Annotated in this window: 21 protein-coding genes; 8 read left to right on the top strand and 13 right to left on the bottom strand. The window is 66.8% G+C overall.

Annotation, left to right across the window (positions count from 1 at the left end; genetic code table 11):
• Positions 1-10 precede the first annotated feature (10 nt).
• Complete coding sequence (locus tag HYG77_RS29755) at positions 11-280, top strand: hypothetical protein (protein WP_208961389.1); 270 nt, start codon at positions 11-13, stop codon at positions 278-280.
• Here HYG77_RS29755 and HYG77_RS29750 read toward each other — a convergent pair.
• Positions 277-1,509 carry an aminotransferase class III-fold pyridoxal phosphate-dependent enzyme gene (locus HYG77_RS29750; protein WP_208961388.1) on the bottom strand — a complete coding sequence of 411 codons (1,233 nt, stop codon included), beginning with the start codon at positions 1,507-1,509 and terminating at the stop codon, positions 277-279. The genes HYG77_RS29755 and HYG77_RS29750 overlap by 4 nt on opposite strands.
• Before the next feature lie 61 nt (positions 1,510-1,570).
• A complete protein-coding gene (locus tag HYG77_RS29745) occupies positions 1,571-2,935 on the bottom strand; it encodes an MFS transporter (protein WP_159926344.1) in 1,365 nt (454 codons plus the stop codon).
• 154 nt (positions 2,936-3,089) lie between these two features.
• On the opposite strand from HYG77_RS29745, the gene HYG77_RS29740 reads away from it, so the two are divergent.
• A complete protein-coding gene (locus HYG77_RS29740; RefSeq protein WP_109330715.1) occupies positions 3,090-3,473 on the top strand; it encodes a VOC family protein in 384 nt (127 codons plus the stop codon).
• A 13-nt stretch (positions 3,474-3,486) separates the two neighbouring features.
• On the opposite strand, the gene HYG77_RS29735 is transcribed toward HYG77_RS29740, so the two are convergent.
• On the bottom strand, positions 3,487-4,551 hold the full coding sequence (locus HYG77_RS29735; protein WP_109330717.1) for an alpha/beta hydrolase: 1,065 nt from the start codon (positions 4,549-4,551) through the stop codon (positions 3,487-3,489).
• A 138-nt stretch (positions 4,552-4,689) separates the two neighbouring features.
• Here HYG77_RS29735 and hrpA point away from each other — a divergent pair, with 138 nt between their 5' ends.
• Positions 4,690-8,580: an ATP-dependent RNA helicase HrpA gene (gene hrpA / locus HYG77_RS29730; protein WP_208961387.1), complete on the top strand. Its 3,891-nt coding sequence runs from the start codon at positions 4,690-4,692 to the stop codon at positions 8,578-8,580.
• 15 nt (positions 8,581-8,595) lie between these two features.
• On the opposite strand, the gene nrdR is transcribed toward hrpA, so the two are convergent.
• Both nrdR and HYG77_RS29720 read right to left on the bottom strand, forming a co-directional pair.
• Complete coding sequence (gene nrdR, locus HYG77_RS29725; RefSeq protein WP_109335162.1) at positions 8,596-9,060, bottom strand: transcriptional regulator NrdR; 465 nt, start codon at positions 9,058-9,060, stop codon at positions 8,596-8,598.
• A gap of 180 nt (positions 9,061-9,240) precedes the next feature.
• On the bottom strand, positions 9,241-9,813 hold the full coding sequence (locus HYG77_RS29720; RefSeq protein WP_208961386.1) for a LysM peptidoglycan-binding domain-containing protein: 573 nt from the start codon (positions 9,811-9,813) through the stop codon (positions 9,241-9,243).
• 311 nt (positions 9,814-10,124) lie between these two features.
• Here HYG77_RS29720 and lexA point away from each other — a divergent pair, with 311 nt between their 5' ends.
• Positions 10,125-10,880, top strand: coding sequence for a transcriptional repressor LexA (gene lexA, locus HYG77_RS29715; RefSeq protein ID WP_109330722.1), 756 nt, complete (start codon positions 10,125-10,127; stop codon positions 10,878-10,880).
• 78 nt (positions 10,881-10,958) lie between these two features.
• On the opposite strand, the gene HYG77_RS29710 is transcribed toward lexA, so the two are convergent.
• The 3 genes from HYG77_RS29710 to ptsP form a co-directional block, all read right to left on the bottom strand.
• Positions 10,959-12,101 (bottom strand): acyl-CoA dehydrogenase family protein, encoded by a 1,143-nt coding sequence (locus HYG77_RS29710; protein ID WP_109330724.1) that lies wholly within the window; start codon positions 12,099-12,101, stop codon positions 10,959-10,961.
• Positions 12,102-12,211: 110 nt separating this feature from the next.
• Positions 12,212-13,540, bottom strand: coding sequence for a solute carrier family 23 protein (locus HYG77_RS29705; protein WP_109330726.1), 1,329 nt, complete (start codon positions 13,538-13,540; stop codon positions 12,212-12,214).
• 69 nt (positions 13,541-13,609) lie between these two features.
• Positions 13,610-15,277, bottom strand: a complete 1,668-nt coding sequence (ptsP, locus tag HYG77_RS29700) for a phosphoenolpyruvate--protein phosphotransferase (protein ID WP_109335163.1) — start codon at positions 15,275-15,277, stop codon at positions 13,610-13,612.
• Between the two features lie 207 nt (positions 15,278-15,484).
• On the opposite strand from ptsP, the gene HYG77_RS29695 reads away from it, so the two are divergent.
• The 4 genes from HYG77_RS29695 to HYG77_RS29680 are packed head-to-tail and all read left to right on the top strand — an operon-like array spanning position 15,485 to position 19,631.
• Positions 15,485-16,252, top strand: a complete 768-nt coding sequence (locus tag HYG77_RS29695) for a DeoR/GlpR family DNA-binding transcription regulator (protein WP_109330727.1) — start codon at positions 15,485-15,487, stop codon at positions 16,250-16,252.
• The gene (gene pfkB, locus HYG77_RS29690) at positions 16,249-17,229 is read left to right on the top strand and encodes a 1-phosphofructokinase (RefSeq protein ID WP_208961385.1); all 981 of its coding nucleotides are present in this window, start codon (positions 16,249-16,251) and stop codon (positions 17,227-17,229) included. The genes HYG77_RS29695 and pfkB overlap by 4 nt, the downstream gene beginning before the upstream one ends.
• Positions 17,230-17,244: 15 nt before the next feature.
• Positions 17,245-19,329, top strand: coding sequence for a fructose-specific PTS transporter subunit EIIC (locus tag HYG77_RS29685; RefSeq protein WP_208961384.1), 2,085 nt, complete (start codon positions 17,245-17,247; stop codon positions 19,327-19,329).
• Between the two features lie 44 nt (positions 19,330-19,373).
• Positions 19,374-19,631 carry an HPr family phosphocarrier protein gene (locus HYG77_RS29680; RefSeq protein WP_109330731.1) on the top strand — a complete coding sequence of 86 codons (258 nt, stop codon included), beginning with the start codon at positions 19,374-19,376 and terminating at the stop codon, positions 19,629-19,631.
• Between the two features lie 81 nt (positions 19,632-19,712).
• Here the strand turns inward: HYG77_RS29680 and HYG77_RS29675 are convergent, their stop codons facing one another.
• From HYG77_RS29675 to dapF, 5 genes are all read right to left on the bottom strand, one after another.
• Positions 19,713-20,981: an RNA polymerase sigma factor gene (locus tag HYG77_RS29675; RefSeq protein WP_208961383.1), complete on the bottom strand. Its 1,269-nt coding sequence runs from the start codon at positions 20,979-20,981 to the stop codon at positions 19,713-19,715.
• A 2-nt stretch (positions 20,982-20,983) separates the two neighbouring features.
• A complete protein-coding gene (locus HYG77_RS29670) occupies positions 20,984-21,328 on the bottom strand; it encodes a YciI family protein (protein WP_208961382.1) in 345 nt (114 codons plus the stop codon).
• A gap of 138 nt (positions 21,329-21,466) precedes the next feature.
• Positions 21,467-22,582, bottom strand: a complete 1,116-nt coding sequence (locus HYG77_RS29665) for a hypothetical protein (RefSeq protein ID WP_208961381.1) — start codon at positions 22,580-22,582, stop codon at positions 21,467-21,469.
• Entirely contained in the window at positions 22,575-24,029 is a 1,455-nt protein-coding gene (hflX, locus tag HYG77_RS29660; RefSeq protein WP_109330739.1) for a GTPase HflX, read from the bottom strand. The genes HYG77_RS29665 and hflX overlap by 8 nt, the downstream gene beginning before the upstream one ends.
• A gap of 58 nt (positions 24,030-24,087) precedes the next feature.
• Positions 24,088-24,957, bottom strand: coding sequence for a diaminopimelate epimerase (dapF, locus tag HYG77_RS29655; RefSeq protein WP_109330741.1), 870 nt, complete (start codon positions 24,955-24,957; stop codon positions 24,088-24,090).
• Between the last annotated feature and the right edge of the window lie 31 nt (positions 24,958-24,988).

Genomic DNA, 24,988 nt, shown 5'->3' with positions numbered 1-24,988 from the left:
GCCTAAGGCGATGAGACCCCGAGGCAGACAGTGGTGGAAGCTCGTCGGGCTCGCCGGTGTGGTGGGCGTGGCAGCGACCGGTGTCGTTGCGGCCCGCGCAGACCGGCAACGCAAGGCATACACGCCGGACGAGGTCCGCGCCCGGCTCCACGAGCGCTACACCCGCGCCTACGCAGCACGCGACGGGAAGAAGGAGATTCCGTTGGCACCGCCGACCTGGCGGGCTCGCTCGGCCGCCGCCCTGCACCGACTCCGCAGCCGGCTACCCGGATCGCACTAGCCGAGTGCGCGTCCGAATCCGTCGGCGAGCGCGCCCACCTGCTCGTCCGTCATGACGAACGCGGGTGAAATCTGCATCGCACCTTGACCGGCGGCACGACTCGAAATTCCGTGCTCGCGAAGGGTCTTCACGAAGGGCAAGGCCTCCGCGGGGTCGGCGAGTTGCACGGCGGCAACAGCACCGAGGCCGCTGCGAATCTCCGCGACCCGTGGGTGGTCGGCGAGCGGTGCGAGGTGCCGATGCAACGAGGCCTCGAGGCGCTTCGACTCCGCGAGAAGGTTCTCCCGCTCGATGATGTCGAGGTTGGCAAGTGCAGCGGCCGCCGCGCCGGCGTGACCACCGTAGGTGTATCCGTGACGCCACCAGACGCCGCCGGCGAAGAAGGGCTCCGCCACCCGGGGTGCGATGAAGACCGCACCCATGGGGACGTAGCCGGAGGTCAAGCCCTTCGCCGTGGTCATCATGTCGGGTTCGAGACCGAACCGTGTGGACGCGAACCAGTCGCCGCCGATTCGCCCGAAGCCCGTGACCACCTCGTCGACGACGAACAGGATGTCGTGTTCACGGCAGATGTCCCGGACCTCGGTGAGGTAACCGTCCGGCGGCAGGTACACGCCCCCCGCGCCGATGATCGGCTCGCAGAAGAATGCCGCGATCCGGTCGGCGCCGACCTTCTCGACGAGCTCGAGGAGACTCTTGGCGTCGTCCCATGCCACGGTCGCGGCGTCGGCCATCAACTCGCCGTAGCCCTCCCGGTTGACGGGGATGCCTGCCAACGCGGTACCCGCGACATGCATGCCGTGGTAGGCCTTCTGCCTGCCAACCACGATCGTCTTGTCGGGCCTGCCCATTTCGTGCCAGTAGCGGCGCGCCAGTTTGGCTGCCGTGTCCACGGAGTCGGATCCACCGGAGGTGAAGAAGATCTTGCTGCCCGGCACGGGAGCCAGCGCGGCCAGCCGGTCGGCGAGGGCTGCCGTGGTTGCGGGGACGAAATCGCCGAAATTCGAGAAGTGGGCGACGGTCCGAAGTTGGTCCGCCACAGCATCCGCGATCTCCGAGCGCCCGTGGCCGACGTTGGTGAACCACAGACCCGCGGTGGCGTCGAGGTAGCGGTTTCCCTGATCGTCCCAGATGTACGCGCCGTCGCCGCGGGAGACGACGAACGCGCCGTTCTCCTCCACCGCGCCCATATCCGCGAAGCCGTGCCACAGTGCCGACGCCATGATCATCCCTTCGTGAACCCCACTCCGAGGCGACTATGCCATGTCGCCGGCCAGGGATCTCGCCCGCCTACTTCTCGGCGTATGCGGTGGGATGCGGTTCCGTGTCGATTCCCGGCAGCCCCCGGCCTCGGATGGAGGCTCCTGCCGTCTCGGCCACGAAATAGAGCGCCACGAGACCGATCCCGCACGCGATCATCATGTAGAACGCGGGCATCAGCGTGTTGTCCGTCCACTCGATCAGCAGTTCGTTGACGGCAGGCGCCGTTCCCCCGAACAGCGAGGTGGACACGTTGTAGGCGATGGCGAATCCGGCGAAGCGCACGTGCGTGGGAAACATCGCCGGGAACGTTGCGGAGATCGTCGACAGCTGCAGCACGTACAGCAACCCCAGGACGGCGAAAGCCAAGATTGCCCAGGCGAATCCCTGGCGCATCAGCAGATACATCGGCACCGCCAGCACGATGAGACCGACGAGCGAGACGTACCACAACGGTTTTCGCCCAAATCGGTCCGACAACCCACCCGCGAACGGGATCACCGCCATCATCACGAGTTGCCCGACGATGAACAGCGTCAACGACGCGGTGGACGACAAACCGATCTGGGTTTCCAGATACGTCGGCATATAGCTGAGCAAGGTGTAGTTGGTGACGTTCAGAGCGACGACGAGACCGGCGAGCAGCAACATCGGCCGCCAGTACTCCGTCACCAGGTCCTTGAACTCCGTCGCGGCCCCCTCCTCGACCGCCCCTTCCTCGTCGAGTTCACGGAAGACGGGTGTTTCCTCGAGTTTCGTGCGCAGGTACAGGCCGATCAGACCCATCGGGCCCGCGATCAGGAAGGGAATACGCCATCCCCAGGTCTCCATGAACGGTTCGGTGGACGCCAGCTCCACCGTCAGAACCACAATGGCGCCCAGCGCGTATCCGCCGAGCGTGCCGAATTCGAGGAAACTACCGCAGAATCCTCGCTTCCGGTCGGGCGAATATTCGGCCATGAAGGTTGCCGCGCCGCCGTACTCACCTCCGGTGGAGAAACCCTGGATCATGCGGAGAAGCACCAGCAACAAGGGTGCCCAGAATCCGATGACGTCGTATCCGGGAACGAGTCCCACACAGAACGTCGCTCCCGCCATCAGCAAGATGGTGAGCGCCAGAACCTGTCGGCGGCCGAGACGGTCACCGAGCGGGCCCCAGACGAGCCCGCCGAGGGGTCGCACGACGAAGGAGACGGCGAACACCAGCAGGGCATACAACGTGGCAGAGCCGGTGTCGCCGGGAAAGAAGGACGCCGAAATATACGACACCGTGAACGCATACACGCCGTAGTCGAACCATTCGGTGGCGTTGCCCATTGCCGAAGCCGCGATTGCGCGTCGAAGAACTCCTGGCGGCAGGGCATCCTGGTCGGCTGGTGGATTCTCGTATGCCATGTTCCGCCCCCTCGAGGCCGCTGTCAGGTGAGTCCATTGTGTCCCGAGTGGCGGATGTTGTCGCCACTTTGCCGATTGCCACCGTGTCCGCGGACGCCCGATAGCTTCGACCAGCGGCAGTGTGCGCCGACTCATCGACGGGTAGTCGACCAGGATGAACAGTCGCATCATCGCCGTGGCCGTCGACTGCCACGACGCGCAATCACTGGCCCTATTCTGGTGTGAGGCTCTGGACTATCCGTCGACCCGCCAGTGGAACGACGCGTACGGCCGCACCTACGTCGAGGCGAATCGGCCGGGATTTCCAGCGCTGCTCTTCCAACCCGTCGCGGAAGAGAAAGCGGCCAAGAATCGACTGCACCTCGACATCGCGCCGTCGTCGCGCACGCAGGACGCCGAGGTGCAACGACTCCTCGCGCTCGGGGCCCGGCTGCTGAGCAACGATTCGAGGGTGCCATGGGTGGTGCTTGCCGATCCGGAGGGAAACGAGTTCTGTGTTCTTCCCCCGCACCCGGAGGGCGACGATGCGGGCGGATAGCGACGCCCTTCGGTCAGCGCGGAGACCGCGACACCCGCTGCCGGAACACGCGCTCCCATGCCGCCACCCGGCGACGGGCGGTGTCGACCCACGGATGCTCGGTGACCAGCAGGACGGCGTCCCGCCAGGCACTGGGTGCGGGTAGCGATTCCACCGATCTCGTGACGAGGCGATCGAGCGCCTCCGAGACCAGTGACGCCCGTTCCAAGTGCACCATGTGTCCTGCGCCGGGCACCCTGACGAGTTCCGCCTCCGGCAATTGCTCGGCGATCGCCTTCGAATACCGGAACGGCGTCAGGAGGTCCCTGTCGCCGCACAGCACCAGAGTCGGAACCGGTTCGAGGAGCGGCACCGCGGCGGTTTCGTCGTGGTTCTTGAACGAGGGCAGAAAATCGACGAGCGTCTTCAGGGGTGTGTCGTTGATCATCTGTTCGGAGTGCCAGACGATGGCCGGGCTGACACGACGATCACCGAAGGACGCCGACCGGAGAATCGGCGCCAGCACGCGCTTGCTCGCGCCCCGGCCGCCCTGGACTACGCGAGGCAGGGCACGTGCTGCCGTGCTGAATCCGGCGACCACCGGCGTGTTGAGGGTGCGTGCGAGGCCGACGTCCCCCAGTGCACCCGCCGCGGTCGCGATCAGTCCGACCCCCACCACCCGGGAACCGATCAGATCGGGATACCGGCCGACATAGGAGAGCACCGCCATTCCGCCCATGGAGTGCCCGACCAGCACGATCGGCCCCTCGGGGACGAGTGCCCGGATCACGGCGTCGATGTCCCGGGCGAGGTGCGGAATCGTGCAGGTCTCACGTCGCGGCACACCCGAATTGCCGTGCCCACGTAGATCGAAGAACACCATGCGGATCGTCGGTCCCCATACCTCTTCGAGGTGTACGCGCTGGAGGTGCCAGCCGGTCATCCGGTTGCAGAAACCGTGCACGAAGACCACGGTGAGCGGCGCATATTCGGGACCGACCTCGCGGACGGCCAGCGGAACGCCATCGTCGGCCGCGACGACGCTGCCGCGGTCGCGGCTGAGCAGGTCGAAGTTCTCACCTGCGAACTCGTCGAACATAGTCTCCCAGCCGTTGCCGATATCGGGGTACGCGTCTGACGTTGGTCGTCCTGGAGAATAGCGCGTGGCGACGACCTGCCCCGCCGCTACGCCCGAGCCGTCGGCTCGTCGACCGCGTTGGCTAGGCTGTAGCTCAGCATGTCCATCACAGCACCGAGCCGGCGAGATCTGAAGAACTCCCTCGGCGAACTCACTTTGCGCGACGAGCACCGGCTCCGCAGGCGACTGGACCGAGCGCGCACGCCCCAGGCGCTCGCCGGCGTCTCGGACGAGATCGCGACCGCCCGTGCCCGGCTCGAGCGCCGACGGGCGAGCGTTCCCCGTATCGACTACCCCGACGCGCTCCCGGTCAGCCAGCGTCGTGACGACATCGCACACGCCATCTCGGAGCACCAGGTGGTAATCGTCGCGGGTGAGACCGGGTCGGGCAAGACCACGCAGATTCCGAAGATCTGCCTCGAACTCGGCCGCGGGGTACGCGGGCTCATCGGGCATACGCAGCCCCGCCGGCTCGCAGCACGGACGGTAGCCGAACGGATCGCCGAAGAGGTACACAGCGAACTCGGCGAGACCGTCGGCTACACGGTGCGGTTCACCGACCAGGTGTCGGACGGCACACTCGTCAAACTGATGACCGACGGCATCCTCCTCGCCGAGATTCAGCGCGACAAGATGCTCCGCCGGTACGACACCCTCATCATCGACGAGGCTCACGAGCGCAGCCTGAACATCGACTTCATCCTGGGGTACCTACGCCAGCTACTCCCCCGGCGACCCGACCTCAAGGTCGTCATCACCTCGGCCACGATCGACCCTCAGCGGTTCGCCGAGCACTTCGCCGTCGACGGCGTGCCCGCACCGATCGTGGAGGTGTCGGGGCGGACCTTCCCCGTCGAGATGCGTTACCGCCCTCTCACCGTCGAAGTGGGCGATCAGACCTTCGATCGTGATCCCGTCGACGCGGTGTGTGAAGCCGTCGAAGAACTGTCGGCGGAAGGGGACGGCGACATCCTCGTCTTCCTGTCCGGCGAGCGGGAGATCCGCGACACCGCGGACGCGCTGCGGGACAGACGACTGCGGGGTACCGACATCGTTCCGTTGTATGCACGACTCTCCGCGGCGGAACAGCACAAGGTGTTCACTCCCCACACGGGACGTAGGGTCGTCTTGTCGACGAACGTCGCCGAGACGTCCCTGACCGTGCCCGGCATCCGTTACGTCGTCGATCCGGGAACTGCCCGCATCTCGCGCTATTCGGTGCGCACGAAAGTGCAGCGTCTTCCGATCGAGCCGATCTCCCAGGCCTCCGCCCGCCAGCGCTCCGGCCGCTGCGGACGCGTCGCCGACGGCATCTGCATTCGGCTGTACTCGGAAGAAGACTTCGAGTCCAGGCCCCCGTTCACCGAGCCGGAGATTCTTCGCACCAACCTCGCATCCGTCATTTTGCAGATGACCGCCCTCGGCCTCGGTGACATCGCCGCGTTTCCGTTCGTCCAACCGCCCGATCCCCGCGCGATCCGGGACGGCATCGGCCTGCTCGAAGAGCTGGGCGCGATCGAGCAGTCCACCCAGAAGGAGCAGCCCGTCCTGACCCCGGTCGGACGCGAACTCGCCCAGATTCCGGTGGACCCTCGCATGGCCCGCATGCTCGTCGAGGCGCACCGGAACGGCTGCCTCGCCGAAGTCCTCGTGATCGTCTCCGCCCTGTCGATCCAGGACGTGCGCGAACGTCCCGCCGAATTCCAGCAGGCTGCCGACGAGAAGCATGCCCGTTTCGCCGTGGAGAACTCGGACTTCCTGGCCTTTCTCGAGCTGTGGAAATATCTCGGTGAACAACGGAACGAACTGTCCTCCAACCAGTTCCGGAAGATGTGCCGCAACGAATTTCTTCACTGGCTTCGCATCCGCGAATGGCAGGACCTCCACGGCCAACTCCGCCAGATCACCCGCGGACTGGGCTGGGAGGTGAGCAGTACCACCACCGCCGGGGAGGCGGCGATTCACCAATCACTGCTGGCAGGACTGTTGTCGCACATCGGACTTCGCGAGGGCGACAAGCGCGACTTCCTCGGTGCGCGCGGAAGCCGATTCGCCGTCTTCCCCGGTTCCAGCCTGTTCAAGAAGCCCCCGCGGTGGGTGATGGCCGCAGAACTCGTCGAGACCTCTCGGTTGTGGGCCCGCATGTCCGCGCGGATCGAACCCGAGTGGGCCGAGAAGCTCGCGCCGCACCTCGTGAAACGCACCTACTCCGAACCGCACTGGTCATCCAAGCGCGGATCCGCCATGGCGTACGAACGCGTGACGTTGTACGGAATTCCCCTCGTCGCCCGGCGCGCGGTGAACTACGCTGCCATCGACCCCGAAACGTCCCGCGAACTGTTCATCCGCCATGCACTCGTCCAGGGCGAATGGCAAACGCAGCACACATTTTTCCACGCCAACCGCGCACTGCTCGAAGATGTCGAGGAACTCGAGCATCGCGCGCGTCGCCGCGACATCCTCGTCGACGACGACACGTTGTACGAATTCTACGATCAGCGTGTGGGCGCCGAGGCAGTGTCAGCCCGCCACTTCGACTCCTGGTGGAAAGTGGCCCGCCGCGCCACGCCGGACCTCCTCACCTTCACCCAGTCGACGGTCGTCAACGCCGATTCGGCCGCCGTGCTGGGCGGCGACTACCCCGACGCCTGGCGTCAGGGCGACATGCAGTTCCCGCTCACCTACCAGTTCGAGCCCGGGAACGAGGACGACGGCGTCACCGCTCGTATCCCGATCGCCCTGCTCGCCGGTCTCCGGCCGGTGGGCTTCGATTGGCTCGTCCCCGGCATGCGCGTCGAGTTGGTGACGGCCCTGATCAAGACTCTCCCCAAAGCCCTGCGCCGGCAGGTGGTTCCGGCCCCCGACTTCGCGGCAGCGGCCCTCGCGGCGGTGAAACCGCGTTCGGAACCGCTCGTCACAGCGATGGCTCGGGAGTTGTCGCGACTCGGCGCATGCCGCATCGATCCGAAGGACTTCGATGTCGCGGCACTCCCCGACCACTTACGCATGACGTTCGCGTCCGTGGACGAGAAGGGCACCGTTCTGGGCCGCGACAAGGATCTGGTGGCGCTCCGCACGTCCCTCGCTCCGCGCGTGCAGAAGGAAGTCGCGAAGGCGGCCTCCACGTCCGAGCGGCCCCCTGCGCTCACCTGGACGCCGGACACGCTCGGTTCCCTCGAGCCGACGGTGACCCGAGAACTGGGCGGGCAAAAAGTCACCGGCTATCCCGCCCTCGTTCCAGAGGGCGACGGTGTCGCCGTCCGTGTCCTGAGCACACCGTCCGAGCAACGGGCGGCTATGCGCGCCGGAACCCGCAGGCTCCTCCTGGCCGCCGTACCGACCCAGGCCAAGACGGTCGTCTCCGGGCTGAGCAATACCCAGCGACTGACCCTCGGCCAGAATCCGGACGGCAGCCTCGACGCGTTGATCGACGACTGCCGCAATGCCGCGGCTGACCAGTTGATCGCCGCCCACGGGGCGCCGATCCGCACTCCCCGTGACTTCGACGCGCTCGTCGCCGAGGCGCGAGCGGCGATGGCCCGCGAGGTCGCAATTCTGCTACGCCTCGTCCTGCCGATTCTGGAATCAGATCACCGACTCGCCGTGGTTCTCGAACGGGCCACCGGCGAGGCCGCCGACGACGTGCGGGAACAGCGCGCGTCGCTGCTCTTTCCTGGTTTCGTTGCCGAGACCGGATCCGCGCGGCTCCGTGAGCTACCTCGGTATCTCTCCGCCGCCACCGCACGCCTCGAATCGCTCCCCGGCAGTGCACCCCGCGATCGGAAGGGAATGGACGTCCTCGACCGCGTATATGCAGCATACGAACGCATGCTGGCAACGCTGCCGGAGGAGCGGCACCATTCGCCCGACGTCGACGCGATCCACTGGATGATCGAGGAACTTCGGGTCAGCTTGTTCGCCCAGACGATCGGGACACCGATACCGGTGTCCGAAAAGCGGGTCCTCAGCGCGCTGCAGAAGGTGCGCTGATGGCCGAATCGGGTGTCATTCGCTTTCGCGGGACTCGCGATGAGCGCGTAGTTCTTTGATTTCGCGCGCGAAGTCTTCCGCCGAACTGAACGAGCGGTACACGGACGCGAAACGCAGATAGGCGACCTCGTCGAGATCTCGCAGGGGACCCAGGATGGCGAGCCCGACCTCGTTGCTGGGAATCTCCGCGGAACCCGACGCCCGAACGGCATCTTCGACTTGCTGGGCAAGAAGATTCAGTGCGTCGTTGTCGACCTGACGGCCCTGGCAGGCGCGCCGAACGCCGCGCACCACCTTCTCCCGACTGAACGGTTCGGTGACACCGCTGCGCTTGACGACCGAGAGGACCGCAGTTTCCACGGTGGTGAACCGGCGGCCGCACTCGGGGCACGAGCGTCGCCTGCGGATGGCCTGACCTTCGTCGGCTTCCCGGGAATCGACCACACGTGAATCGGGGTGCCGGCAGAACGGGCAGTGCATGGCGATTCCTTCGTCGTAGCCGTCGTGGCCACGGCTTTTCGCCTCACCCGATGGCGAACCGACGAATACGGATTCACGCAGCGGATGCACGACTTCGACGCGACCACACGAAGTGGTGGGACTGACAGCATTCGAGACTACTCGTCTGTCGATCGGCGGAGACATGCAGAGCCATCCCGATCACCGGGTGCCGGACGCAGGAACGATCAACGTCTGCCCCGGATGCACGACGGAGTCCGACATGGCATTGAGTTCCATGATCTGTTCGACGACCCGCGCCACAGGACGGTCCGGTAAGACAGTCGCGGCCACAGCAGCGAGAGTGTCGCCCTCCCGGACGTGAACGACCTCGGTCGCGCCCGACGACCCCACGTCGTCGACGGCGGCAAGCTGCGCCACTCCCACGAGCCCCAACAGAACTGCGGCCGTGATCGCGATGCTTGCGAGGACCATCCGCCAACCCACGTCGCTTCCCTGATGCGCGTGCTCGGCGCGAGACATGCGTGACCGGGTGCCGTAGGCGACCGTTCCGGCCGCGGGACGGCGAAGGTCACCCTCGACGAAACGCCGACGAGGCCGTGTCCGGTACGACCGCCCCCCACGCGAGCGGACGACACGTGACCCGGCGCCTGCCCGAACCGCGCGCGGGCCGAGTGCCTGCCGAACCAGGACGGCCTGGTCATCCACATTTCGGCCGTTCAGTACTGATTGCCGATGGAGAACTGACTGCCGATGGAGAACTGCGTTGCTCATCGGGACCTCCGCTGCTCGAATCCGATTCCGTCCCGCCAGGCGTGGGAGTCTGCCGGGTGTTCGATCACGCGTTCGAAAGAACACATGTTCGATTTCTACCACGCGGGTCCGACAAAGTCTTCCCTTCGCGGTCGAACACGTGCACGACACGGTCGAACAGGTGTTTGATACTGCGGCGGAACCGAGATAGATTCGAGGCAACGAAACAACAGTCACATACGACCCATTTTCGAGTGGATCCGCACGACCCACACCACCCGATCCACATCAGCACGGCAGAAGATCGACACGACAAACGGAGGCCCCTCGCCATGAAGGACGACAGCTCGACCGACGGTTCGGCTCCACAGGTGAGCGGCGGCACCGCCGCCGGGTTGACCGATCGGCAGCGCCGCGTCCTCGAGGTGATTCGGACGTCCGTGAACGAACGGGGTTACCCGCCGAGCATCCGGGAGATCGGCGACGCGGTGGGCCTCACCTCGACGTCGTCGGTCGCCCACCAGCTCCGAACGCTCGAACGCAAGGGCTTTCTCCGCCGCGACCCCAATCGTCCACGCGCCGTCGACGTGCGCGGTGTGGACGAGGTCGCCGCAGGCGCCGCCGCGAACGCTGCCAATGCGGGCAATGCTGCCCGCGCCACCACCGCCCCCTTGGCCGCGGTTCCTACCGGCGTCGAGGGCGCACCGCTACCGGAGCCGACCTTCGTGCCGGTTCTCGGTCGAATCGCCGCAGGTGGCCCGATCCTCGCGGAGGAGGCTGTCGAGGACGTCTTCCCGCTTCCCCGCGAGCTTGTGGGCCAAGGGTCGTTGTTCCTGTTGAAGGTGGTCGGTGAGTCGATGATCGAGGCGGCGATCTGCGACGGCGACTGGGTGGTGGTGCGTCAGCAGAACGTGGCGGAGAACGGTGACATCGTCGCCGCGATGATCGACGGCGAGGCCACGGTGAAAACCTTCAAGCGCACGAAAAACGAGGTGTGGCTGATGCCCCACAACGCGTTGTTCGAGCCGATCCCCGGCAACGAGGCCGTGATCCTGGGCAAGGTCGTCACCGTGATGCGCAAGATCTAGAGGGCAATCCTCACACGGAAGAGCCCGCGGCACACACGCCGCGGGCTCTTCCGTGTCCTCGAGATGTCGCTGACCGGGTCAGAGGTTGAGCCCCCGACCGATGATCTCTTTCATGATCTCCGTGGTTCCGCCGTAGATCGTCTGCACACGGGAATCCATGTAGGCCTTGGCAATCGGGTACTCCTTCATGTACCCGTACCCACCGTGCAGCTGCAGGCACCGGTCGATGAGCCGGACCTGGGCTTCGGTGGTCCACCACTTGGCCATGGCGGCTTCCTGGACGGAGAGCTTCTCGTCGTTGAGCAGTTCGATGAACTTGTCGACGAGGACGCGTACAGCTGTTGTCTCCGTAGCGAGCTCGGCGAGTACGAAGCGCGTGTTCTGGAAACTGCCGATGGACTTGCCGAAGGCCTTCCGGTCGCGGCAGTACTGGATCGTCATCTCCAGCGCCGACTCCATGGCCGCCGCGGCCACCACGGCAATCGACAGACGCTCCTGCGGGAGATTCTTCATGAGGTAGAGGAAGCCCATTCCCTCCTCACCGAGCAGATTCGCCGCGGGAATACGCACGTCGGTGAAGCTCAATTCCGCGGTGTCCTGGGCCTTCATGCCGATTTTGTCCAGGTTGCGGCCGCGTTCGAAACCCTCCATGCCCCGTTCGACGACGAGGAGGCTGAATCCCTGCGCGCCCTTGTCGGGATCGGTACACGCGACGACGATCACGAGATCTGCGTTGATGCCGTTGGTGATGAAGGTCTTGGAGCCGTTGAGAACCCAGTCGTCGCCGTCACGAACCGCACGGGTCTTGATTCCCTGCAGATCACTGCCGGTACCTGGTTCGGTCATGGCGATCGCCGTGATCAGCTCACCGGAGGCGAACCCGGGCAACCAGCGCTGCTTCTGCTCCTCGTTGGTGAGCTCGAGCAGGTAGGGGGCCACCACGTCGTTGTGCAGTGTGAAGCCGATGCCGCTGTATCCCCCGCGCGTGGTCTCTTCGGTGATGATCGCGTTGTACCTGAAGTCGCGGACACCGCCGCCGCCGAACTCCTCCGGCACCGCCATACCGAGGAAGCCCTGCTTACCGGCCTCGACCCACACGCTGCGGTCGACAATGTTCTGTTCTTCCCATTTGGCGTGGTTGGGTTCGGCGTGCTGGGCGAGAAACTTTCGGTACGACTCCCGGAACAGTTCGTGCTCCGGTTCGAACAGGGTGCGCTCCACGCCGACTCCTCATATCAAACTTGTCCGGGTACGTCTCGTTCGACGGTAGAGGTGGCGGACGCAGCGGAGAATGACCCAGGTGATCGCGATTCGTGACCCATCCGGTTCGGTCAGGACCTGCGGAACCTCGCGAGCGACCGCATGACGGGATAGGCGACGAGGATGCCGATCGAACCCCAGGCGATTCCGCCGAGCTCCACAGAGCCCATCGTCAGCGTGAGGTCCCCGATGCCGGCAACAAGCGTCGCCGCAACGACGGTCAAGTTCACCGGGTCGGTGAAATCGACCTTCGCCTCCATCCAGATGCGGACACCGAGGACGCCGATGAGCCCGTACAGCACCAGAGTCGCGCCGCCGATCACACCGCTCGGGACGGTGAAGACCAGGGCACCGAACTTGGGGGAAAATGCCAGGACCACGGCCGTGGCGGCAGCAACCCAGTACGCCGCGGTCGAATAGACCCGTGTCGCGGCCATGACCCCGATGTTCTCGGCGTAGGTGGTGGTGCCGGAGCCACCGCCGAATCCCGCCAGGGTGGTGGCGAGTCCGTCCGCGACGAGTGCATCGCCGGCAACGTCGTCGAGCGATCGGCCGGTCATCGCAGACACCGCTTTCACGTGGCCGACGTTCTCGGCGACGAGGACGATGACGACAGGCAGTGTCAGCGCGATCACCGACCATTCGAACGTGGGCCCCCGTAACTCGGGCATTCCGAACCAGGCGGCGTCGCGCAGAGTGGTCACGCGTTCGTCGGCGAGGCCCCCGGTGATCGCCGCGAAGATCCAGCCGAGGACAACGCCGACCAGGATCCCGAGGCGGCCGAGCAATCCGGGTCCGAGAACGGTGACGACAAGGATGGCGAGCAGGGTCACGCCCGCTATGAGGGGTTGCGACTCGAACGAATCGACCGCTGTGGGAGCAAGATTGAGCCCGATCAGCGCCACGACAGCGCCCGTGACGACGGGCGGCATGACCGCGTCGATCACCCGGGAGCCCGCCAGTTTCACGGCCACGCCGACCAGCAGGAGAAGCGCACCCGCCGCCGCCACCCCGCCGAGCTGGGCGGCGGGACCGGATCCCTGGGATGCCGTCAACGGGGCGATGAACGCGAAGGAGGAACCGAGGTAGCTGGGAATGCGGCCGCGGGTCAGGAGCAGGAAGAGCGCCGTTCCGATCCCGGAGAACAGCAGCGTGGTGGTGACCGGGAAGCCGGTAATCGTCGGCACCAAGAGGGTGGCACCGAACATCGCGATGACGTGTTGCATCCCGATCCCGACTGTTCGGGGCCAGGTCAGACGCTCGGCAGGTGCAACGACCTCACCGTCGGCAACCCGCCTACCGTCACCGTGCAGGGTCCACCCGAAGGCCTTCGCGGGGGCGGCCTGGTCGGAACCCCCTCCGACAGGGCCGTCGGAGGCGTCGGTTTCTCTTCTCGTCACAGTTGGCCAATAGTAGGGATGATCTGCGAATTTCGCGCCGCGGGGACCGAAACGACACGGCAAGCGTCGTCAGCCCAAGACCCGGGCCGCGACGTTCCGCGCCTCCATGGGATCGCTGGTGGCCAGGACCTCCTCGGCGGCGCGACGGCACTGTTCCTGGGACACCGTGCCGATCTTGGCGCCAACGCCGGACACCGCAGCACCTGCGCAGGACAGCGACGTCACCCCGAGCCCCACCAGCACGCATGCGAGAAGAGGATCGGCTGCTGCCTCGCCGCAGACTCCCACGGGCTTCCCGGCCGCGAGTCCCGCCGCAGCGGTGCGCGCGACGAGGTCGAGGACCGCTGGCTGCCACGGATCGGTGAGCGCCGCGAGTTCGGAGGACATGCGGTCGGCAGCCATCGTGTACTGCGCAAGGTCATTCGTACCGATGGACAGGAAGTCGACGTGCCGGAGCAGGCGGTCCGCGAGCAGCGCAGCGGCTGGTACCTCGATCATCACGCCGGGGGTCAGACCCCGCGCCCGGACCTCGGCAGCGAAGTTCTCGGCCTCCGCGGTGGTGGCGATCATCGGCGCCATCACCCACGGCTGTGACTGAGTCTGTTTCGCCGCAGCCGCGATGGCGTCGAGTTGCCTACCGAGAATGCCCGGGTTCTGAACTGCGATGCGGATTCCCCGGACGCCGAGCGCCGGGTTGGCCTCGTCTGCCGTAGTGGCGAAGCGCAGCGGCTTGTCCGAACCGGCATCCAAGGTGCGGATCACTACCTTCCGACCGGAAAACGCCTCGAGCACCTCCGCGTAGATGTCCGCCTGCTCGTCGACACCGGGTTCTGAATCACGGTCGAGGAAGCACAGTTCGGTGCGGAAGAGGCCGACGCCTTCGGCGGCGGTCTCCCGTGCGGATCTGGCGCCCGCGCCATCCTGCACGTTGGCGAGGATCGATACGGGTCGGCCGTCGCTGGTCTGCCCCGGACCCGACCACGTCGAAATCCTCGCCCGCTCCGCTCGGCCGTGCTCGACCGCGGCCCGCGCTTCGGCCGGATCCGGCTCCACCACCACTTCGCCTACCGCACCGTCGAGCAGCACGGGAGTGCCGGCCGGAACCGACTCGAGATCGTGTACTGCCACCACGCACGGAATGCCGAGCTGCCGCGCGATGATCGCGGTGTGGCTGGTCGGCCCCCCGAGCAGGGTGACGAGTCCGACGATCGACGCGGGGTCGAGACCTGCGGTGTCCGCTGGAGCCAGATCCCGGGCGCACAGGATCGACGGCGCGTCGGGAACGGGAATGCCGGGTTCTGGTAGACCCCGGAGTTCCGACACGACCCGATCGCGGATGTCGCGCAGATCGGTCACGCGTTCGGCCATCAGCCCACCCATCTTGGTGAACAGCGCCGCAAACTGCTCGGTTGCTTCGGAGGCTGCTTCTTCGGCGGGCGCCCCGCCGGCGATCAGCTTCTGAGCTGCGCCCAGCCACCCCCTGTCTGCCGCCATGGCCGCGTTGGCCTGAAGGACTTCCGCAGCGGCTCCCGACACGGTGGCTGCCCGATCGCGCAGGCGCTGCGCGACCACCGCTGCAGCTTCCTCGAAGCGAATCTTCTCCTCGTCGCGCCCGGATTCGTCGACCCTCGGCAGTCCGCTGGTGACCTCCGGTCGAGCGGCGGGCCAGATGACCGGCGCATAGGCGATGCCCGGCACCACCGGGGTACCTCGCACGATTTCACGGTTCTCGGTCATCGGGTCCTCCTGGCCGGTCGGTTCAGTCATCGCGTGGTTCGCACACGCATCAACTCTGTGACGGAGATTACTCTCAACTCTTGACATGTCAACACAGTCGGGCGTAAAACAACATGACACAACATTTCGTGTGATGCGGACCATATCGGACTTTGTCCCGATCGGACTTCCTCACCGAACTTCTTCGAGACAAAGAACGGGGAGACGGTGTACCCGGAAGAACGTCAGCAGGCAGTCACCACACTGATCTCGCAACGCGGCCGCATGTCGGTCGCGGATCTCTCCGACACCTTCGGCGTCACCACCGAGACGGTCCGGCGGGATCTCGCCCTGCTCGAGCGGCTGGGACACGTCCGACGCGTGCATGGTGGCGCGGTGCCCGCAGGATCTCTCACGGTCACCGAACCCGGCATGACGGAGCGGGATCACACCCGCGCCGAGCAGAAGGACCGGATCGCCAAGCGCGCGGCCTCGTTCCTGCCTCCCCCCGGGGGAAGTGTGCTGTTCGATGCGGGAACGACCACCGGCCGGATCATCCCGGAACTGCCGTCCGACGCCGACCTCACAGTGATCACGAACTCCGTGCCCATTGCCGCCCGGCTTGCAGGACTGAACTCGGTCACCCTTCATCTGCTCGGCGGCCGGGTGCGGGGTATCACCCAGGCTGCAGTCGGCGAAGAGGCATTACGCATTCTCGACGTTCTTCGGGTGGACGTCGCATTCATCGGCACCAACGCCCTGAGCGTCGGCCACGGTCTATCCACACCGGACACCGACGAGGCGGCGGTGAAGCGGGCCATGGTCCGATGCGCCAACCACGTCGTGGTGGTGGCCGACTCGTCCAAGGTGGGGCGCGAGCACCTGGTGAGTTTCGCACCCATCCACAGCGTCGACATTCTCGTCACCGATGCCGACATCAGCCCCGCAGACCGAGCCCATTTCCACGACCAGGGAATCGAGGTGGTGATCGCATGATCGTCACGCTGACCGCAAATCCGAGTATCGACCGCACCGTGACCCTCGGGGGACGGCTCGAACGCGGCTCCGTCCTTCGCGCTGTCGCCACCCATAACGATCCGGGTGGCAAGGGTGTCAACGTGGCGCGCGCCCTGACCTCCGCCGGCGTCGCCACTGTGGCGATCCTCCCCGCCAACGCCGGCGATCCGTTGCCGTCCACCCTCAGGGACAACAAAATCGAGCACGTCACCGTGGCCATGTCCGGCTCGGCCCGCACCAACATCACGATCACCGAACCCGACGGCACGACCACGAAGATCAACGAACCCGGTGTCCCGATGACGGCTCAGTCCCTCGCCGATCTGCACACCGCGCTTTCCGAGTTCGGTGCGCGTGCCGACTGGGTCGTGCTGGCTGGTTCCCTGCCGCCCGGTGTTCCGACCGACTGGTATGGCACGCTTGTCGAGTCGCTGCGCTCGGCGTCCTGCAAAGTGGCGGTCGACACCTCCGACGCGCCCTTACTGGCCTTGGCGGAACGCTTTCCCTCCGCCGCACCGGACCTCGTCAAACCGAACAGCGAGGAACTCGCCCAGCTCACCGGCTACGACGGTCGTCTACTCGAAGAGGCCGCGCTGCAGGGCGATCCGACTGCGGCCGCCCACGCAGGAAGGCTGCTCCTCGATCGTGGCGTCGAGACGGTACTCGTCACCCTGGGAGCGGCCGGTGCCGTTCTCGTGACGAACGACGGATCCTGGTGGGCGACGCCGCCACCCATCGTCGCGCGAAGCACCGTCGGGGCCGGCGATTCCTCGCTGGCCGGCTACCTGGCGGCGCACGTCGCCGGTGCAGCCCCTCCGGAGTGCCTACGATCCGCCGTTGCCTACGGCAGCGCGGCGGCGGCCCTCCCCGGTACCACCCTGCCGAGTCCCGAACACGTGCACAGGGACGCCGTCACTGTGACCGCCCTCACCTCCCCCGCCCCCGATCCGGCCTGACCCGAAGGACACCCCATGTCTCACTCCACCCCCGACCGCGATTCGGGGCCGCAGATCATCAGCGAAGATCTGATCTCCCTGGATTCCGACCTCGGAGCATCCAAGGACGACGTGATATCCGCGCTCTCCACCCGGTTGGCCGACGCCGGCCGAGCCACCGATGCGGACGCTCTTCGCGACGCCGCGCTGGCACGCGAATCGCAATCAGCGACAGGCCTTCCGGGTGGAATCGCCATTCCCCACTGCCGCGCGGAGGCCGTGTCGGCTGCCTCCCTCGGCTTCGCCCGGCTCGCACCCAAGGTCGATTTCGGCGCTCCCGACGGCCCCGCCGACCTGGTGTTCCTCATCGCCGCCCCGGAGGGCGCCGGCGCCGAGCACATGAAGTTGCTGTCCTCACTCGCCCGGGCGCTGGTGCGTCCCGACTTCGTCGGTGCACTGCGGGCGGCGTCCACCCCGGCCGACGTGGTCACCCTCGTCCAGGACGTGCTGTCTCCGGCACCGGCCACTGCCGCGGCCTCGACACCCGCGCCGACACCGACCGCGGCGTCGACTCCAGCTGCCGCCACACCCGAACGGGCCGCCGCCGCACCCGAACCGGCCGCCGAGGAGGCGTCCCGCCACATCGTCGCGGTCACGGCGTGCCCCACCGGAATCGCGCATACCTACATGGCCGCCGACTCCCTCGTCGCCGCCGGTGAGCGTGCGGGGGTGAAGGTGCACGTGGAAACCCAGGGTTCGAGTGGCAGCACTCCACTGGCCCCCGGACTGATCGCCGGCGCCTCCGCTGTCATTTTCGCCACGGATGTCGGCGTGAAAGGCAAGGAGCGGTTCGCGGGCAAGCCCGTGGTCGCCTCCGGCGTCAAGCGCGCAATCAACGAGCCCGACGTCATGATCACCGAGGCTCTGCGCGCAGGAATGAACCCGTCGGCCGCGACGGTGGGGGGCAGCGCATCCGCCGAGCCCGCGGAACCCGCCGGCTCGATCGGCTGGGGCACCCATCTACGTCAGGTCCTGCTGACCGGTGTCAGCTACATGATCCCCTTCGTCGCCGCGGGCGGCCTGCTGATCGCCCTCGGTTTCCTGCTCGGCGGGTACGAAATCTCCGGACCAGCCGAGGACATCGTCCTGAACAGCTCCCTCGGCAGCCTGCCCGAGGGCGGTCTCACCACCTATCTGGGTGCAGTGCTCTTCCAGCTCGGTTCGCTGGCATTCAGCTTCCTCGTTCCGGCCTTGGCCGGTTACATCGCCTTCGCGATAGCCGACCGACCCGGCATCGCTCCCGGTTTCACCGCCGGCGCGGTAGCGGTATTCGTCGGAGCCGGCTTCATCGGCGGCCTGGTCGGTGGGCTCATCGCGGGTGTCGTCGCCCTGTGGATCAGCCGGATCGCCGTTCCTCAGTGGTTGCGCGGCCTCATGCCGGTGGTCATCATTCCGCTCTTCGCGACCCTCATCGTGGGTGCGTTGATGTTCCTGGTGCTCGGCCGTCCCCTCGCCGCCATCACGTCCGGCCTGACCAATTGGCTCAACGGGCTGTCCGGTAGTTCGGTCATCTTCCTCGGCATCATCCTCGGGCTGATGATGTGCTTCGACCTCGGTGGTCCGGTGAACAAGGCCGCCTATGCCTTCGCGGTGGCAGGACTCAACGTCAACGATCCCGCCTCGCTCCGCATCATGGCGGCCGTCATGGCGGCCGGAATGGTTCCGCCGCTGGCCATGGCCCTCGCCTCCACCGTTCTGCGACCGAGCTTGTTCAGTGAGGCGGAACGGGAGAACGGTAAGGCCGCCTGGCTCCTGGGTTCGGCGTTCATCTCCGAGGGCGCTATCCCGTTCGCCGCCGCCGATCCCCTGCGCGTGATCCCGTCGATGATGGCCGGGGGCGCTGTCACGGGTGGCCTGATCATGGCGTTCGATGTGAGCCTGAGCGCACCCCACGGTGGCATCTTCGTGTTCTTCGCCATCGGCAACCTGCTGTGGTTCCTGGTCTCCCTGGCCGCCGGCGTGGTCGTCGCCGCTCTCTGTGTCGTCGGAGCCAAAGAATTCATCAAACCCGGCGCGTCCGACGCCGAACTCGACCCCGACGTTGCAACAGTCGCAGCATAGGAAACACCACCGCGAGACAACCCCAACAGACCAAGGAGAGATCCATGCCCAGCACCACAGTCGCCGTCGGTTCGTCCATCGGACTGCACGCCCGCCCCGCCGCCGTCATCGCCGAAGCGGTGGCCGCTGCCGGAGTCCCCGTAACCCTCTCGGTCGCCGACGGCGAACCGGTCGATGCGGGCTCCGCACTCCTCATCATGACGCTCGGCGCCACCAAGGGCACCGATGTGACGGTGACCAGCGACGACGCGGATGCCGTCGAGAAAGTGGCTCAGCTGGTGGCGGCAGACCTCGACGCATAGGACACACGAAGCCGCCGCGTTCCGCCTCCGGTGCCCTGCACGCGCCGCCACACCCGGCCGGGCAGGGCACCGTTCGCGTCGCTACCCCGCCCAGCCGGCTTCGACAGCGGTCAATCTCCGCTGCAGATGCAGGCGTTCGGGTTCGGTACCGACGAGGACGAGCGCCTCCCGGTACGCCGCCGCGGCCTCGGAGAACCGGCCGAGGCGGCGCAGCAGCTCACCCCGGGTGGCCGGGTAGGGGTAGTAGCCGCGCAGCCGAGGCTCGTCGTCCAGCTCCTCCACCAACGCCAATCCTGCTTCGGCTCCGTCGCGCATCGCCACCGCGGCCGCCCGGTTGAGGGCCACCACCGGCGACGGTGTGATCGCGAACAGGACGTCGTACAGGGCCACTACCTGCGGCCAATCGGTGGTCGCCACATCCGCCGCCTCGTCGTGGAGTGCAGCGATCGCCGCCTGCACTCCGTAAGGCCCGGGCGGGCCACCGGTCAGCGCGGTCAGCACCAGCGCGCTGCCCTCCTCGATCGACGCGCGATCCCAGCATCCGCGGTCCTGGTCCTCGAGCAGCACGATTTCTCCATCCGAGCCGGTTCGGGCCGCGCGCCGAGCATGAATCAACAGCATCAGTCCGAGGAGCCCGGCGACCTCTCGTTCGGCGGGCAATAGCCTACGAAGGATCCGCCCCAGCCGGATCGCTTCCTCGGCAAGATCGAGCCGTTGCAGGTCGGGGCCCGAACTCGCAGCGTAACCCTCGGTGAAGATGGAATAGATGACCTGAAGCACTCCCGGTAGGCGTTCCGGGAGCTCGTCGGCGCCGGGAACACGGAACGGAATCCGAGCGACACGAATCTTCTTCTTCGCCCGCACGATCCGCTGGGCCATCGTCGCGGCCGGAACGAGATATGCCCGCGCGACCTCCGGCGTCGTCAGGCCGGCGAGGCAACGCAGCGTCAGGGCACCCCGATCTTCCGCCGGAAGAGCCGGATGAGCGCAGGTGAAAAAGAGCTGCAGCCGCTCGTCCGGCAGGTCGCCTCCGACATCCGCGGGTGCGACGGGATCGACCCGATCCGCCTCGACCTGGAGGACGGCGAGTCGGGCGGCATAGGACTTGTCCCGCCGCAACCGGTCGACCGCCCGTCGCCGCGCCGTGGTCAGAAGCCACGCCCCCGGCTTGGCAGGCACACCCTGCACCGGCCAATGAACGAGCGCGGCCTCGATCGCTTCGGAAGAGACCTCTTCGGCCAGGTCGAGATCGCCGAAGCGACGGACGAGGGACGCCAGCAACCGACCGCGTTCCTCGCGGAACACAGACTCGACTGTCCGTTCGATCCCAGGCGTCCCCTCGTCCCCCACGGTCAGACCCCGAAGTCCGCGATCGGCCGCACCACAACGGAACCGCCCCCGCGTGCGCCGGGACAGCGGGCCGCCCAATCGAGCGCGACGTCGAGGACCGGCACGTCGATGACATAGAAGCCGCCCAGAACCTCGCGGGTCTCGGCGAAGGGCCCGTCCGTGGTGATCGACCGGTCGCCGGCGGGCCCGACGCGCACCGTCGTAGCGGTGGTCAGATCGGCCAGCGACTCGCTCGCGACCACGATGCCTGCCTCGGTGATCTGCTTGTCGTAGACCATCCAGTCCTCGACGGTGCACTGGGAGGCCGCATCCGCCGAAGCGGCGTTGATCAGCATCATGTACTTCATGTTCGACTCCTCTTGTCGTTCCGGCACGGTTGCCGTACACCATGACGACGAACGGGACGCAGCAGAATCGACACGCCCTTCAGAACATTGTTGCGATCGAGGCTATTTCTGGGCGACCGGCCCTCACGCCGCACCTATTCAGCGGGTGCGACGAAGACACGCGTAGGCCACGACCGCGATGAGCCCGCACAACGCGACTGCCCCCACTCCGATCGACAGCCCGGCGGAGGAACTCTTCTCCTCATCGGACACCGCTTCGGAAGAGGCGTGATCCTGCGCCATCGCCACCGCCCCGCGGAGTACCTGAACCGGGGGTATGGGACCGTCCCGCGCCTCGGAGGCAACGAGAAGATCCCCGTCCTCGGTGAACGCCACCGCTTCACCTTGCGGCTGCGCAGGCAGGTGTACCCGGACGGTGGGACCCGCGGCCAAAGCCGCCGCGACATCACCATCCGGGGCGGCGAACAGGAACACGTCGGAGTAACTGCGCACCGCCGCAACGGTTCCGTCCGCGGATACCGCACCTCCGGTGAACATGGTGGAATACACCGCCGGGGCCGTGGTGCCTGCGCCCGTGGTCGCATTGCCGGCGCCGTTCGGTTCCGCGACGTCGAGTGACCCCACCCTCTCGAGCGGGGTCGGCCCGGGACTGGCCAAGGCGTCGACAGAGAGTCCTCCCGCAGGCCGGTACACGATGCCGGGCCCGAAGACCTCCTTAGTCACGATCAGCGGTGTGCCGTCACGCTGGACCAGCACCGTCTCGGCGTCGTGGGCGCCATCCGGATACGTGAGCCGGTGCACTTGCCCCGCCCCGGTCGCGCGGTCCATTCCGATCAGCGCGACCGTCTCCCGCTTGCGACCGTTGTCGCCGATGTCGGCCAGCCACAGACGCCCGTCCGGGCCGGTTGCCAGATCCTCGACGTCGTAGGGATCGACGGGCACCGACAGCCAGCCGGTGACGCCGCAGGAGTCGTCCAGGTCCGCGACAGCACGATCGGAGCCGCTGTCACCGACCGCGTAGGACCGGCCCCCCACCGACACCAGTCCGGACAACTCGTCGAGCGACGCTTCGTCGGGGATCGACCCCGGATCGACTGTGTGCGGGGTGCAGAACGGTTCGAAGTCGGACGCTTCCACGGTGATCTGATCACCCAGGATCGGCTGCGCCGAACCCGACCCGGTAGCCACCAGGGGTGCACAGACGGCCACGACTGCGACCGCTCCCGCAGTGAACCACCGGGACCGTTCAGGCACTGCCGGCGTACTGGAGCAGCGCCGACGCCAAGGCCTGCGGCACACGCGCGTGGATCAACGTGCCGTCCTCCTCGTGCGAGGATTCGAGGATCTGTCCGTCGGAGTGGATCCGGGCCATGAGATCGCCCCGCGAATACGGGAGACGCACGTTGACCTCGATCTCGGGTCTGAGCAGCACCTCGTCGAGCTGTGTCCGCAGTTCGGCGATTCCCTCACCCGTGCGGGCGGAGACGAACGCCGAACCGGGTAACAGTCCGCGCAGCTGGGTCAACGTGACCGGATCGGCTGCGTCGATCTTGTTCACCACGATGAGTTCGGGCGGCGCCGGCGCGTCGTTCTCCCGGATCACCTCGGTGATCACGGCATGGACTGCGCGGATCTGGTCGAGCGGCAACGGGTCGGACCCGTCCACCACGTGCAGCAGAAGATCCGCATCCGTCACCTCCTCGAGTGTGGACCGGAAGGCCTCGATCAACTGTGTGGGCAGGTGCCGCACGAAACCGACGGTGTCGGTGAGGATGTACTCGCGGCCGTCGTCGAGCGCAGCCCGACGGGTGGTCGGGTCGAGGGTGGCGAACAGGGCGTTCTGCACGAGCACCCCGGAGCCGGTGAGCGCGTTGAGCAAACTCGACTTTCCGGCGTTGGTGTAACCGACGATGGCGATCGACGGCACCTCACTGCGCAGGCGCCGGGTGCGCTTGGTGTCGCGGGCGGCCTTCATACCCTTGATCTCGCGCCGCAGCTTCGCCATCCGCTCACGGATGCGACGCCGGTCGGTCTCGATCTTGGTCTCACCCGGTCCGCGCAGACCCACACCACCGTTGCTGCCGGCGCGACCACCGGCCTGCCGGGACATGGACTCACCCCAGCCGCGCAGTCGCGGCAACATGTATTCCATCTGGGCCAGCGCCACCTGGGCCTTGCCCTCTCGGGACGTGGCGTGCTGGGCGAAGATGTCGAGGATCAGGGCCGTCCTGTCGATGACCTTGACCTTGACGACCTTCTCCAGTGCGGTGAGCTGCGCAGGAGTGAGTTCACCGTCGCAGATGACGGTGTCCGCCCCGGTGGACAAGACGACCTCGCGCAGCTCCTGCGCTTTACCCGAGCCGATGTAGGTGGCGGCATCAGGCTTGTCCCGCCGCTGCACGAGGCCTTCGAGGACCTCGGATCCCGCGGTCTCCGCGAGAGCGGCCAGTTCGGCCATGCTCGACTCGGCCTGCGCTGCGGTGCCCTGAGTCCAGACACCGACCAGGACCACGCGTTCGAGTCGGAGTTGTCGGTACTCGACCTCGGTGACGTCGGTGAGTTCGGTGGACAGGCCGGCAACTCGGCGCAGCGCGCTGCGATCCTCGAGTTGCATCTCGCCGACCGAGGGCCGCCCATCGTCGTGGGCGAACTCACCGGAGTCCGAGATCGGCGATTCTTCTGTGCGATGTGATTTCGTCATACACCCTCATGATCCCACGGAATGTCGAGGGTGCGCACGTCCATTTCGCGCAGGGCGATCAGGTGAGCGCGTTCCACCACGAATCGTCGACAGTGCCCGACGCCACCAGGACGGACGGCCCGCGCAGGGTCGCCCGGCCGTCGGACAGCGAAACAATGACCTGACCACCGGGAATGCGGACGATGACCTCCCCCGAGTCGGCGCCCTCGTGACGCAGAGCAGCTGTTGCCGCGGCGACCGTTCCGGTCCCGCAAGAGCGTGTTTCCCCGACCCCGCGCTCGTGGACCCGCATGTCGACTGCACCGGAATCGATGCGGGTGAGGATCTCGACGTTGACGCCGTGCGGGAAGAAGCCGGGGTCGAAGCCGGGCGCGGCGGTCAGGTCGAGCGCGGAGAGTGATGCGGCGGTGAGGTGGGGGTCGACGCACGCCAGATGCGGATTTCCGACGTCGATGCCGATTCCGTTGAACACTTTGCCGTCGAGGGTGGCAGCGCTCGATCCGAGGTCGCGAACCTTTCCCATGTCGACGGTCACCTCACCGAGCGGACCCGCGGCCGAGTGAACGACAACAGGCTTACCCCCGGCACGACTCCCGACCACGAACTCGTCGCGTGTCTCGAGTCCGGTGGACAGAAGGTAGTGGGCAAAAACCCGGACGCCGTTGCCACACATCTCGGCGAGAGAACCGTCCGCGTTGCGGTAGTCCATGAACCAGTCGTCGGCGGATGTTCCGTCGGGCAGGTCGGCGAGGACACCGGCCTCGGCGAGCGCGCCCGCCTTGGCGACCCGCAGGACGCCGTCGGCGCCGAGTCCGCGCCGGCGATCGCACAGTGCCTTCACCCGCGGCACCGTCAGGTCGAGGCGCACGTCGAGATCGGGAAGGACGACGAAGTCGTTCTCGGTTCCGTGCCCCTTGCTGAAGTCCATGGGTCCCACCTTATCCAACCGAGGTGCGCGT

Source organism: Rhodococcus sp. ZPP (assembly GCF_017656075.1).
Taxonomy (GTDB): Bacteria; Actinomycetota; Actinomycetes; order Mycobacteriales; family Mycobacteriaceae; genus Rhodococcus_F; species Rhodococcus_F oxybenzonivorans.
The sequence above is the reverse complement of the archived record's forward strand: the minus strand, read 5'-3'. Positions and strand labels throughout refer to the sequence as shown.